The following is a 12,418-nucleotide window of genomic DNA, read 5'->3' as shown; positions in this document are numbered from 1 at the left end:
CAACAGAAAAGGCAGGTTCACTAAGTTTCGGGACGATGCAAGGTAGTGCTCTCAAGTTCATACCGCAGCTCTTCAACCAAAGCTGCCACGTCCTCCGGTGATCTGAGGTTCGTCACATTCAGCCCACTGACCACCAGGTCCACCTGCCCGGATACCGGGTGATAGAGCTTCACAGTCACCGAGTTGTCACCCGACACGCTGCACTCACAAGCGCGAGGAGAAAACTGCTGCTCCAGTTGCGCGCGCAATTGCGTCAGATGAATCATTGGGATTCACCGCTGGGCTGGTTGATGGCCCCGTCGACCGACGCTGTTTTGAATGGGCGAAGCATGTGGCTGTTCCTTGAGCTGTTTCGAAGGGGGCGCGATAGCGGTCCAAAGACCTCTATCGCACCCTTACAGACTAAGAACTGCGGCACCCCGCCAGAACATCCATTTGCATCTCAAGGTATAGTGCATTTGCACCTTGGCGCCAACCCTTGACTCGCCCCTCCCCCTAGAACAACCCACGGTCGCGGGCCCAGACAATCGCCTCGCTGCGACTGTGCACATCGAGTTTGGAATACACCGTCGACACGTGATTGCGCACGGTATTAGGAGCCAGTTTCAGCCGCGCGGCGATTTCCTTGTCGGCCAGGCCTGCGCAAATCAGGCCGAGCACATCGCGCTCACGGGCAGTCAGGTCAGTGAAGGACACGCTGGGCAATTTCGGCGAGTTGACATGCTTCACGTTGGCCAGTTTTTCAATCAGCGTGCGGCTGAACCACGAGGCGTCTTTCATGACCTCTTCGATGGCCGACACCAACTCCAGCTCCGTGCGCTTGCGCTCGGTGATATCCATCAACACCAACAAATAGCATGGGCTGTCCTGGATGTTCACGGTGTCGGCGGAGACTGCGCAGTCGATCTCCTCGGCGCCTTTTTTACGCATACGCACGTCGATCCGGTCCAGGCTTGCGGTTTTCTCCAGCGCCGCGAACAACTTCGTACGAGCGCCTTTGTCATGGATGAAATCGATCTGCGCGAGGGTCTTGCCCAGTACCTCTTCATTGGAATACGCAAAGGTATCGAGAAAGGCCTTATTGACCTCCATCACTACCTGATCATGGGCGCCACACACCAGGATCGGCACCGGGGTCAGGTGAAACGCCTTGGCGAAACGCTCCTCACTCTGGCGCAGGGCGATTTCGGCCTTGTGCCGCGGCTCCATGTCGACGAAGGAAAACAGCATGCAGGCTTCGTCGTTGAGCTCAAGGGGTTGGCCGGCGACAATCACCTGTTTGCAGGCACCGTCGGGCAATCGCAGCTGCGCCGACATTTGTGCAATGGTCGTTCCTTCGCGCAATCGCTGTTTGGCAAGGTCCTTGTTTTCGGCACCTTCCAGCACGTCCAGTTCATAGGTCGTGGTCCCGATAACCTGATCGCGGGCATAGCCGGTCATCTCGAGGAAGCCGGAGTTGACTTTGATGAAGCGCAAATCGCTGAGACGACAGATCACCGCGGGAGCCGGATTGGCGTTGAAGGTCTTTTCGAAACGCTGCTCGGCGCTGGCCCACTCGGTGACATCGTCCATGATCAACACCAGCGACTCCGGTTCGCCGGCATTGTCGGTCAGCAGCATGCTGCGCACATTGTGAACCCAGGTGCGCTCTTCGTCGCCGGTCGGCATCACCTCGACCAGCACGTCGTCGAACGTCTCGCCGCGCGCCACGCGGCTGATCGGGTAATGGTCGACCGGGACCGGATGATGATTGCGATAGCGCAAGGCGAAGCGCCTGGTGTATTCCCTGGCATCGCCGCCCAGGTCACCCATCCGGCTGACACCGTGCATGGCCAGCGCGGCCTCGTTGGCCCAGAGAATGGTCTGGTCGAGCTCCAGCAGAATCACCCCGTCGGACAGCCCCGCGATGATCTGCTGCAACTGCCGGCGATTGGTTTCGGTGGTCAGGACGTCCTGGCTCATTGCATCTCCACGGGTGTGACGGCGCGTTTACGCGCGGCCCTGTGAAGATTACGACCGCTGGCGGGCCTGATCGTGCAGATGCTGTTCACCGAGCATGCCGGGAACAGCTCCGACGCCGGTTGCGGACATCCGCGTGATTACCGGTGTACCCGGTCAAGGAGCTGCCCCAGGTCGCGTTCGGGAGGATCCGTCGCTTTTCAGGCCGCCAGTTTTCCAGATGCGATGGCGGCGGACGCTGCCAGCATCGCCCGCAACAACACCGCACACCCGGCCGCCAAATCATCCGGCGCGGCGTTCTCGATTTCGTTGTGGCTGATGCCGCCTTCGCAAGGAACGAAGATCATCCCGGCCGGCCCAAGTTCGGCGAGGAAGATTGCGTCATGCCCTGCCCCGCTGACGATGTCCATGTACGACAACCCCAGCCCTTGGGCGGCACCGCGTACCGCTTCGACGCAACCTTTGTCGAAGTACAGCGGCGGAAAATCGGCGGTGGGCGTCAGTTCGAAGGTCAGGCCGTGGGCCTCGCAGGTAGTCTCAATCACCGCGCGGACTTCGGCGATCATCGAATCCAGGCGCGCCGGTTCCAGATGACGGAAGTCGAGAGTCATGCGCACTTCACCGGGGATGACGTTGCGTGAGCCAGGGTAGGCTTGCAGGCAACCGACGGTGCCACAGGCATGGGGTTGGTGGCCGAGGGCGGCACGGTTGACGGCGCCGACGATGATCGACGCGCCCACCAGGGCGTCCTTGCGCAGGTGCATCGGGGTCGGGCCGGCGTGGGCTTCGACGCCGCGCAGTTTCAGGTCGAACCATTTCTGCCCAAGAGCCCCCATGACGACCCCGATGGTCTTGTGTTCGTCTTCAAGGATCGGGCCTTGCTCGATGTGCGCTTCGAAATAGGCGCCGACGGCGTGACCGCTGACCTTGCGCGGGCCGGCGTAGCCGATGGCATTCAGCGCTTCGCCGACGGTAATGCCTTCCGCGTCGACCTTGGCCAGGGTTTCTTCAAGGGTGAATTTTTCCGCGAACACCCCGGAACCCATCATGCAGGGAGCAAAGCGCGAGCCTTCTTCGTTGGTCCAGACCACCACTTCCAGCGGCGCTTCGGTTTCCACACCCAGGTCATTGAGGGTGCGCAAGACTTCGACCCCGGCCAGCACGCCGAAACAACCATCGAACTTGCCGCCGGTGGGTTGAGTATCGATGTGGCTGCCGGTCATGACGGGGGGCAAGTCCGGATTGCGCCCGGGACGGCGGGCGAATATGTTGCCGACGGCGTCGATGCTGACGGTGCAGCCGGCCTCCTCGCACCAGCGCACGAAAATATCCCGGGCCTGGCGGTCGAGGTCGGTCAGGGCCAGGCGGCAGACACCGCCCTTGACCGTGGCGCCGAGTTTGGCCAGTTCCATGAGCGACTGCCACAGGCGGTCGCGGTTGATGTGCTGATGGGTGGACTGCAGAACGTCTACGGCAGCGTTCATGATGATCTCCTCAGGCGATTGTTATAAGTTTCTTCAGGCAATTCTTTGTCGTTTATGAGACCGCCTTCGCGAGCAAGCCCGCTCCCACAGGGATTCATGTCGCACACAAATGTTGTGGAAACCCGATCAAATGTGGGAGCGGGCTTGCTCGCGAAGGGGCCATTCCTCACACCGCAGATTTCACGGCAGTCGGACTCGGCCGCATCGCACTCAACCCGTAATAAATCAACCCGCCCAGTGCCGATCCGGTAAACCAGCCATAGCTGTAAAACCAGCTGAACGCATCACTCCCGAGCGACAACAACGTCAACACCACCGGCACACCGAAGGCGATAAACCCGAACCAGTTCCACGCCGGGTAAACGTCATCCCGATACAGCCCGGCCAGATCCAGTTGCTGCTTCTTGATCAGGAAATAGTCCACCACCATGATCCCGGCGATCGGACCCAGCAAACTGGAGTAACCCAGCAACCAGTTGGAATAGACCGTTTCCAGGCTTAAATCGGAAACGATCAGCCCAAGCTTTTTCAGCAATTCATGCCCCATCAGCACCAGCCCGACCAGTCCGGTGAGCATCACCGCCTTGGTCCGGTTGATCACCTTGGGCGCAATGTTCTGGAAGTCGTTGGTCGGCGAAACGATGTTGGCTGCGGTGTTGGTCGACAGCGTGGCGATGATGATCAGCGCCATGGCCAGCGCAACCCACACCGGGCTCTGGATATGGCCGATCAGGGTGACCGGATCGGAGACGGTGACGCCCACCAGTTTCACCGAAGCGGCCGTCATCACCACACCGAGGGAGGCGAACAGGAACATGGTCAGGGGCAAGCCGATGATCTGCCCGACAATCTGGTCTTTCTGGCTTTTCGCATAGCGGCTGAAGTCCGGGATGTTCAGGGACAAGGTGGCCCAGAATCCGACCATGGCAGTCAGCCCGGCAGCGAAGTAACTGGCCACACCAGCCCCTTCCGGACGCTTGGGCGGGATCGCCAGCAACTCGGTCATCGACACATTCGGCATCGCCCACACCAGTAGCCCCACGCCGACCAGCACCAACAGCGGTGCCGACAGGGTTTCCAGCCATTTGATCGATTCGGCGCCACGAATCACCACCCACAGGTTCAGCACCCAGAACACCATGAAACCGATGACTTCGCCGGTGCCGCCCAGCGACTTCCAGCCCTCGAGCACCGAACCCAGAAACAGGTGGATCGCCAGCCCGCCGAACATCGTCTGGATGCCGAACCAGCCACAGGCCACCAACGCGCGGATCAGGCACGGAATGTTGGAGCCGAGAATGCCGAAGGACGAACGCAGCAACACCGGAAACGGGATACCGTATTTGGTGCCAGGGAAGGCATTGAGCGTCAGCGGGATCAGGACGATGATGTTGGCAAACAGAATCGCCAGCAGCGCCTCGCCCACGCTCAGCCCGAAGTAGGCGGTGAGGACCCCGCCGAGGGTGTAGGTCGGCACGCAGATCGCCATGCCGACCCACAAGGCGGTGATGTGCCATTTGTTCCAGGTTCGCTCGCGCACCTTGGTCGGCGCCATGTCGTGGTTATAACGGGGACTGTCGAGGACATCGCTGCCGGCTTCGAGCTCGAACAAGCCGTCGCGCTCGGTCACTTGCGATCTGATCTGTTGCATGGCCGCTCCACTGTTCTTTGAATTATTTTTTGCTCATCAGGGCTGATGGCTTCAATAACCGTGCCGGGCACCCCGTCTGCGCATCGGGCAGTTCCATAAAAACTTTGTAAACAACTGATGTACATCAGTTTTGATTATCAAAATATGAATCCCCGTTTACTTGTCATGCCATCGGGGCTGACTATCTGACAAGTCGTCCTGGAACAGTCGGGACTCAATCTGGTGCACCTGTTTTATTCACGGTAGTGCATCAACCATAGACCATCCCTCAAGCGGCTGATTTCACATAGAAATCTCGTTCATTTTCGGAACCTGTCAAGTGCGTCAAAATGGTGAGGTGCCTCACCATTTCAGTGAATTTGTAATTTTATCTTTAAATATCAACATGTTAAAAAATATATAAGCTTATAAAAATATTCTTGCCCAATCCCATAATTGCAGCTAGCGTCTATTCCTGACAGCACTGACAGGAATAAACCTGTTGGTGTCCGTTTCATATAAAACATTTAGAACCGGCACCAGTCGGTCATTGCCTGTGAGGAACTCGGAATGTCTCTGTTGATCCGTGGCGCCACCCTTATTACCCATGATGAAAGTTATCGTGCCGACGTCTATTGCGCCGACGGCGTGATCAAGGCCATCGGTGACAATCTCGATGTTCCGGCGGGCGCCGAAGTGCTCGACGGCAGCGGCCAATACCTGATGCCAGGCGGCATCGACCCGCACACGCACATGCAACTGCCCTTCATGGGCACCGTGGCCAGCGAAGACTTTTTCAGCGGTACGGCGGCGGGACTTGCCGGTGGCACCACGTCGATCATCGATTTCGTGATTCCCAATCCGCAGCAGTCGTTGATGGAAGCGTTCCATCAATGGCGCGGCTGGGCCGAGAAGTCGGCATCGGATTATGGCTTCCATGTCGCGATCACCTGGTGGAGCGAGCAGGTTCGCGAAGAAATGGCTGAGCTGGTCAGCCAGCATGGCGTTAACAGTTTCAAGCACTTCATGGCCTACAAGAACGCGATCATGGCAGCTGACGACACGCTGGTGGCGAGTTTCGAGCGCTGCCTGGAGTTGGGCGCGGTGCCGACCGTGCACGCGGAGAACGGCGAGCTGGTCTATCACCTGCAACGCAAGTTGATGGCCCAGGGCATGACCGGCCCCGAAGCGCATCCGCTGTCACGTCCTTCGCAGGTTGAAGGCGAAGCGGCGAGCCGGGCGATCCGTATCGCCGAAACCCTGGGCACCCCCCTGTACCTGGTGCATGTCTCGACCAGGGAAGCCCTCGACGAAATCACCTACGCCCGCAGCAAGGGCCAGCCAGTTTACGGCGAAGTGCTGGCCGGACACCTGCTGCTGGACGACAGCGTCTACCAACACCCGGACTGGCAGACCGCTGCCGGTTACGTGATGAGCCCGCCCTTCCGTCCTCGCGGTCATCAGGAGGCGCTTTGGCACGGCTTGCAATCGGGCAACCTGCACACCACCGCCACCGACCACTGCTGCTTCTGCGCCGAGCAAAAAGCCGCCGGCCGAGACGACTTCAGCAAGATCCCCAACGGCACCGCCGGGATCGAAGACCGCATGGCAGTGCTCTGGGACGAAGGGGTGAACACCGGCCGCTTGTCGATGCAGCACTTCGTTGCGCTGACCTCCACCAACACCGCGAAGATCTTCAACCTCTACCCGCGCAAGGGTGCGATTCGCGTCGGTGCCGATGCCGATCTGGTGCTGTGGGATCCGCAAGGTACGCGGACGATTTCGGCGAAGACCCATCATCAGCAGGTCGACTTCAACATCTTCGAAGGCAAGATCGTGCGCGGCGTGCCGAGCCATACCATCAGCCAGGGCCGGGTGGTCTGGGCCGACGGCGACTTGCGGGCCGAGCGTGGTGCCGGACGGTATGTCGAACGGCCGGCGTATCCGGCGGTGTTTGATTTGCTGAGCAAGCGGGCGGAGTTGAATAAGCCGGTTGCGGTGAAACGCTGAAAGCGGCCTTCGGCCTATCGCGGGCAAGCCTCGCTCCTACATTTGAAATGCATTCCCCTGTAGGAGCGAGCGATGCGGCGACCCGACTTGCCCGCGAAGAGGCCGGCACAGACAACAAAAAAACCAATGCCCACCAGAGGCAATACCTCAAATAACCGTGAGGCCAACACCGTGATCAAGACCCTGAACCACCTCCCGCATCCCCAAGAGAATGCGTCCACCCTCGCCGGTCATTTCACCGACCTGGCGCCGCCGCTCAACGATCGCCAGGCCCACCTGGAAGCCTCGCGCTGTCTGTATTGCTACGACGCACCCTGCGTCAATGCCTGTCCGAGCGACATCGACATTCCCTCGTTCATCCGCAACATCCACCAGGAAAACGTTCAGGGCGCCGCGCAGAAAATCCTCTCGGCCAATATCCTCGGCGGTAGTTGCGCCCGGGTTTGCCCGACGGAAATCCTCTGCCAGCAAGCCTGTGTGCGCAACAACGCCGACGAATGCGCGCCGGTGCTGATCGGCCTGTTGCAACGTTATGCGGTGGACAACGCACACTTCAGCGAACACCCGTTCCAGCGTGCGGCCGCCACCGGCAAGCGCATCGCCGTGGTCGGTGCCGGGCCCGCCGGATTGTCCTGCGCGCACCGCAGCGCCATGCACGGGCATGACGTGGTGATTTTCGAGGCACGGGAAAAGGCTGGCGGCCTCAATGAATACGGGATCGCCAAGTACAAACTGGTGGACGATTACGCGCAGAAGGAGCTGGAATTTCTGCTGCAGATCGGTGGCATCGACATCCGTCACGGGCAAAAGCTTGGAGAAAACCTGACCTTGAGCGACCTGCATCAACAATTCGATGCGGTGTTCCTCGGGCTCGGGTTGGCGGCCAGCAAGCAACTTGGGTTGCCTCACGAAGACGCACCCGGTCTGCTCGCCGCCACCGACTACATCCGCGAACTGCGCCAGGCCGATGACCTGAGCCTGCTTCCCCTGGCAGATCACTGCATTGTCCTCGGTGCCGGCAACACCGCCATCGACATGGCCGTGCAAATGGCACGTCTCGGTGCTCGCGACGTCAATCTGGTGTATCGCCGCGGTGTCGAGGACATGGGCGCCACCGGCCACGAGCAAGACATCGCCAAGGCCAATCAGGTACGTCTGCTGACCTGGGCCCAACCCGAGGAAGTGCTGGTTGACCCTCAAGGCCAGGTGCGGGGCATGCGCTTCGCCCGCACCCACCTGGTCGAAGGTCGCCTGCAAACCACCGGCGAAACCTTCGAACTGGCCGCCGACGCGATATTCAAAGCCATCGGCCAGGCCTTCGACGCCAGCGCTCTCGCCGATCCGCTGGCCCGCGAACTCAAGCGCCAGGGCGAGCGAATCCTGGTGGATGAACAGCTGCGCACCAGCATCCCCGGGGTGTATGCCGGCGGCGATTGCACCAGCCTCGATCAGGACCTCACCGTGCAGGCCGTGCAGCACGGCAAACTGGCTGCCGAAGCCATCAACGTTCAACTCATGCTCAATGTGGAGGCTGCGTAAATGGCCGATCTTTCGATTGTGTTTGCCGGCATCAAAGCCCCCAACCCGTTCTGGCTGGCCTCCGCGCCGCCGACCGACAAGGCCTACAACGTGGTCCGCGCCTTCGAGGCCGGCTGGGGTGGCGTGGTCTGGAAAACCCTGGGAGAAGACCCGGCGGCGGTCAACGTGTCATCGCGCTATTCGGCGCACTTCGGGCCTAACCGTGAGGTAATGGGCTTCAACAACATCGAGCTGATCACCGATCGGACCTTGGAGATCAACTTGCGGGAAATCACCCAGGTCAAGAAAGACTGGCCGGACCGCGCGCTGATCGTCTCGTTGATGGTGCCCTGTGTCGAAGAGTCGTGGAAATTCATCCTGCCATTGGTGGAAGCCACCGGCGCCGACGGCATCGAACTGAACTTCGGCTGCCCCCACGGCATGCCGGAACGGGGCATGGGCGCGGCCGTCGGCCAGGTGCCGGAGTATGTCGAACAAGTCACCCGCTGGTGCAAGACTTACTGCTCGCTGCCGGTGATCGTCAAGCTTACGCCGAACATCACCGACATCCGCGTCGCTGCCCGCGCCGCCCATCGTGGCGGCGCCGATGCGGTGTCGCTGATCAATACCATCAACTCGATCACCAGCGTCAACCTGGAACGCATGGTCGCCAATCCTGCGGTCGGCAGCCAGAGCACCCACGGCGGCTATTGCGGGTCGGCGGTCAAGCCGATTGCGTTGAACATGGTCGCCGAAATCGCCCGCGATCCACAGACCCAGGGCCTGCCGATCTGCGGCATCGGCGGGATTGGCAGCTGGCGCGACGCGGCGGAATTCATCGCCCTGGGCAGCGGCGCGGTGCAGGTGTGCACGGCGGCGATGCTGCATGGTTTCCGGATAGTCGACGAGATGAAGGATGGCTTGTCACGCTGGATGGACAGTCAGGGTTATGCCAGCGTCGCCGATTTTTCGGGACGTGCGGTGAGCAACACCACGGACTGGAAGTACCTCGATATCAACTATCAGGTGATTGCGAAGATTGACCAGGAGGCCTGCATCGGGTGCGGTCGCTGTCATATCGCCTGCGAAGACACCTCGCACCAGGCGGTGGCCAGCTTCAAGCAGGCGGACGGCACGCATAAGTATGAAGTGATCGATGAGGAGTGCGTGGGCTGCAACCTGTGCCAGATCACCTGTCCGGTGGAGGATTGCATTGAGATGGTGCCGATGGAGAACGGCAAGCCGTTTCTGGATTGGGATCATGATCCGCGCAATCCCTACCATGTTGCCCCCTGAATTCAAAGGTGCCTGAACTGGCGCCATCGCGGGCAAGTCGGATCGCCGCACCGCCGCTCCCACAGGGTGCGTTGGTGTACACGGAATTTGTGTACACATACAACCACTGTGGGAGCGGGCTTGCCCGCGAAGAGGCCGGCAGCCCCACCGAAATTCTCAAAGCTCCAACCCCATCCCCGCCCGACGCTCTCCAACCTATCAGTTCTGCTAGTAGACGAAACACCCAATATCTTCGAAGCTGACACCCACCCAATTTGCCAGCGAAGGACCGCACCATGTCAACCTCATCATTGAAGATCCTGTGCCGCTATCAATACGACCCACTGGACCGCCTCATGGGTGTGGGACTTCTGGAGCGCACCAGCACACAGCGTTTTTACCAGGAGGACCATCTGAATACCGAGCTGGGAGAGCAGACGCAACGAACCATCTTCCGCCATGAAGCCCAGCCGTTGGCGCAGCAACAAAGTACAGCTGGCATTACCGAAACCAAGCTTTTAGCAACCGATCAAGCTCATTCGGTACTGCATACCCTTGCGGAAACAAACCCGCAGCAACTGGCCTATACCGCCTACGGTCACCATCCGGCAGAAAGTGGTCTGAGTCGCATGCTTGGGTTTAATGGTGAATGTCCCGACGCGATTACGGGGCACTATTTGTTGGGCCAGGGTACGCGGGCTTTTAATTCTGTATTGATGCGTTTTAACAGTCCGGATGAGTTGAGTCCTTTTGGTAAAGGAGGAATTAATCCGTATGCCTATTGCGGGGGGGATCCGATCAACTTCTCCGACCCAACAGGTAATACCAAATTCGCTCAGTGGATCGCCCGCCATACGGCATCTCTTCTGAGCCCAACGACAATGAAATCTCCCAACCCGCTTAAAATAATTAAACGAACAGCAACCACTATCAACCGAAATAGCCTGGCAGAGCGCAACCCAATGCTAGCGAGTCTGCTAGAAGCACCAGACAATACCGTTTCACGATCAGCGCCCAGAGCTTCGACCTCAACTTCTGAGTTAGTAAATTTTAAAAACCATTTTCCTTCGGGCTTAGCGCGCAATAGTGATGATGCCGCACTGTCATCGCGACAGAAACACCCGACGGATTTCGAAGCCTCATATGACTATAATGTAAAAAATTCTCCTGACTTTAGGACGGTAGCTACCACGCAACAAGCTGGAGATTTGTTGGCTAATAGAACACGCTACAAATCTGCCAAGACCGATGCCCTCAGAAAAATCGCGGGCGATGAAGGGAGAGAACTGTTACTGCAAATCAAAAAAAACAGTGTGAAGGAATATTACGTACAGAAAGCTCTTCAAGAAATCAGGCAGTAATCTGCACCGAAGGATCAGCGATATTTTTATCCGGTTACGACGGCGACGACTACGGCTCCAACCCAATCCCGCGCAATATCACCCCCGTCACCGTCTGCACCGCCCGCTCGAACTGCATATCCGACAACGGCTGATGATCATTCAAAATATTCACCTGATGATCAAAGTCAGCGTAATGCTGAGTCGAAGCCCAGATCATGTACAGCAGGCTCGAAGGTTCCACTGGCAGGATGCGTTTATCCTCCACCCACTGGCGGATTTTCGCTTCTTTCATCTTGGCCCAGTCGTACAGGCTCGCGTCCAGCTTTTCACCCAAAGTGGGGGCGCCGTGGATGATTTCGTTGGCCCAGACTTTCGAGCCATAGGGCCGGCTGCGGGAGTGGTTCATCTTGGCGCGGATGTAGCTGCTGAGCACCACTCGTGGGTCGTCGAACATCTCGAAGCACAGGGCGTCCTGTTTCCAGACTTCGAGCAGGTCGAACAGCACTGCGCTGTACAGCTCGCTCTTGGTGCTGAAGTAGTAATGCAGGTTGGATCGCGGCAGTTGCACTTCGGCGGCGATGTCGGCCATGGCGGTGCTGCCGAAGCCTTTTTCGGCGAAGACCTTTTCGGCCCCCAACAGAATCTTCTCGACGTTACTGCGGCGAATCTCGATCTTGTGATTGCCCATGAGGGCTCCCTGACACCAGCTTTGTTCAAGACTAGCATCCGCTCTACCTCGGGGCGACAGGGGAAAACCAATCTTCCTGCACCCGACTTCACGCTCAGGCGGGTAAACTGCCCGCTTCTTCGAACCTGCCTCTGAGGTATCCACGATGCTGCTCAAGAACGCTCTGACCACCGCCGCCCTCCTCGGCTCGCTGCTCGCCGCTTCGTCGGTGTTGGCCCATGCCCATTTGAAAAGCCAGACCCCGGCCGCGGACAGCACGGTGAGTACTCCGGCGGAACTGCGCCTGGTGTTTTCCGAAGGCGTCGAAGCGACCTTTACCAAAGTTACCCTCAGCAAGGACGGCGCCAAAATTCCGGTGAAAGGCCTGGCCACCGAAGGCAGCGATAAAAAGACCCTGGTCGTGACCCCTGCAGCACCGCTGGCGGCCGGGGCGTACAAAGTCGAGTGGCATGCGGTGTCGGTCGATACCCACAAAAGCGCAGGCGCCTACAGCTTCAAGGTTGGCCAGTAA

The 12,418-nt window shown here is 59.1% G+C and carries 10 protein-coding genes; 5 read left to right on the top strand and 5 right to left on the bottom strand.

The annotated features are described in order from the left end of the window. Positions 1 to 20: 20 nt before the first annotated feature. From F8N80_RS27535 to F8N80_RS27520, 4 genes are all read right to left on the bottom strand, one after another. Positions 21 to 266 (bottom strand): DUF1652 domain-containing protein, encoded by a 246-nt coding sequence (locus tag F8N80_RS27535; protein WP_150744544.1) that lies wholly within the window; start codon positions 264 to 266, stop codon positions 21 to 23. A gap of 229 nt (positions 267 to 495) precedes the next feature. Next, positions 496 to 1,962: a helix-turn-helix transcriptional regulator gene (locus tag F8N80_RS27530; RefSeq protein ID WP_150744545.1), complete on the bottom strand. Its 1,467-nt coding sequence runs from the start codon at positions 1,960 to 1,962 to the stop codon at positions 496 to 498. Between the two features lie 197 nt (positions 1,963 to 2,159). Beyond that, positions 2,160 to 3,443, bottom strand: coding sequence for a Zn-dependent hydrolase (locus tag F8N80_RS27525; protein ID WP_150744546.1), 1,284 nt, complete (start codon positions 3,441 to 3,443; stop codon positions 2,160 to 2,162). Between the two features lie 166 nt (positions 3,444 to 3,609). Then, positions 3,610 to 5,094 carry an NCS1 family nucleobase:cation symporter-1 gene (locus F8N80_RS27520; RefSeq protein WP_150785127.1) on the bottom strand — a complete coding sequence of 495 codons (1,485 nt, stop codon included), beginning with the start codon at positions 5,092 to 5,094 and terminating at the stop codon, positions 3,610 to 3,612. A gap of 549 nt (positions 5,095 to 5,643) precedes the next feature. Here F8N80_RS27520 and hydA point away from each other — a divergent pair. From hydA to F8N80_RS27500, 4 genes are all read left to right on the top strand, one after another. Then, positions 5,644 to 7,083 carry a dihydropyrimidinase gene (gene hydA / locus F8N80_RS27515; protein ID WP_150744548.1) on the top strand — a complete coding sequence of 480 codons (1,440 nt, stop codon included), beginning with the start codon at positions 5,644 to 5,646 and terminating at the stop codon, positions 7,081 to 7,083. 171 nt (positions 7,084 to 7,254) lie between these two features. After that, the gene (locus F8N80_RS27510; RefSeq protein WP_150744634.1) at positions 7,255 to 8,622 is read left to right on the top strand and encodes an NAD(P)-dependent oxidoreductase; all 1,368 of its coding nucleotides are present in this window, start codon (positions 7,255 to 7,257) and stop codon (positions 8,620 to 8,622) included. Then, positions 8,623 to 9,897, top strand: a complete 1,275-nt coding sequence (gene preA, locus F8N80_RS27505; protein WP_150744549.1) for an NAD-dependent dihydropyrimidine dehydrogenase subunit PreA — start codon at positions 8,623 to 8,625, stop codon at positions 9,895 to 9,897. It begins immediately after the preceding gene. Between the two features lie 275 nt (positions 9,898 to 10,172). Next, entirely contained in the window at positions 10,173 to 11,237 is a 1,065-nt protein-coding gene (locus F8N80_RS27500) for an RHS repeat-associated core domain-containing protein (RefSeq protein WP_150785126.1), read from the top strand. A gap of 49 nt (positions 11,238 to 11,286) precedes the next feature. Here F8N80_RS27500 and F8N80_RS27495 read toward each other — a convergent pair whose 3' ends face one another. Beyond that, positions 11,287 to 11,907, bottom strand: a complete 621-nt coding sequence (locus tag F8N80_RS27495) for a TetR/AcrR family transcriptional regulator (RefSeq protein ID WP_150744551.1) — start codon at positions 11,905 to 11,907, stop codon at positions 11,287 to 11,289. A 145-nt stretch (positions 11,908 to 12,052) separates the two neighbouring features. On the opposite strand from F8N80_RS27495, the gene copC reads away from it, so the two are divergent. Further along, positions 12,053 to 12,418, top strand: a complete 366-nt coding sequence (gene copC, locus F8N80_RS27490; RefSeq protein ID WP_150744552.1) for a copper homeostasis periplasmic binding protein CopC — start codon at positions 12,053 to 12,055, stop codon at positions 12,416 to 12,418.

The organism is Pseudomonas fluorescens, assembly GCF_902497995.1.
GTDB classification, from domain to species: domain Bacteria; phylum Pseudomonadota; class Gammaproteobacteria; order Pseudomonadales; family Pseudomonadaceae; genus Aquipseudomonas; species Aquipseudomonas fluorescens_BK.
The sequence above is the reverse complement of the archived record's forward strand: the minus strand, read 5'-3'. Positions and strand labels throughout refer to the sequence as shown.

Bases quoted from the DNA above. Each gene is read 5' to 3' on its own strand.
- F8N80_RS27535 (WP_150744544.1), bottom strand. From the start codon at position 266: ATGATTCATCTGACGCAATTGCGCGCGCAACTGGAGCAGCAGTTTTCT.
- F8N80_RS27530 (WP_150744545.1), bottom strand. From the start codon at position 1,962: ATGAGCCAGGACGTCCTGACCACCGAAACCAATCGCCGGCAGTTGCAG.
- F8N80_RS27525 (WP_150744546.1), bottom strand. From the start codon at position 3,443: ATGAACGCTGCCGTAGACGTTCTGCAGTCCACCCATCAGCACATCAAC.
- F8N80_RS27520 (WP_150785127.1), bottom strand. From the start codon at position 5,094: ATGCAACAGATCAGATCGCAAGTGACCGAGCGCGACGGCTTGTTCGAG.
- hydA (WP_150744548.1), top strand. From the start codon at position 5,644: ATGTCTCTGTTGATCCGTGGCGCCACCCTTATTACCCATGATGAAAGT.
- preA (WP_150744549.1), top strand. From the start codon at position 8,623: ATGGCCGATCTTTCGATTGTGTTTGCCGGCATCAAAGCCCCCAACCCG.
- F8N80_RS27500 (WP_150785126.1), top strand. From the start codon at position 10,173: ATGTCAACCTCATCATTGAAGATCCTGTGCCGCTATCAATACGACCCA.
- F8N80_RS27495 (WP_150744551.1), bottom strand. From the start codon at position 11,907: ATGGGCAATCACAAGATCGAGATTCGCCGCAGTAACGTCGAGAAGATT.
- copC (WP_150744552.1), top strand. From the start codon at position 12,053: ATGCTGCTCAAGAACGCTCTGACCACCGCCGCCCTCCTCGGCTCGCTG.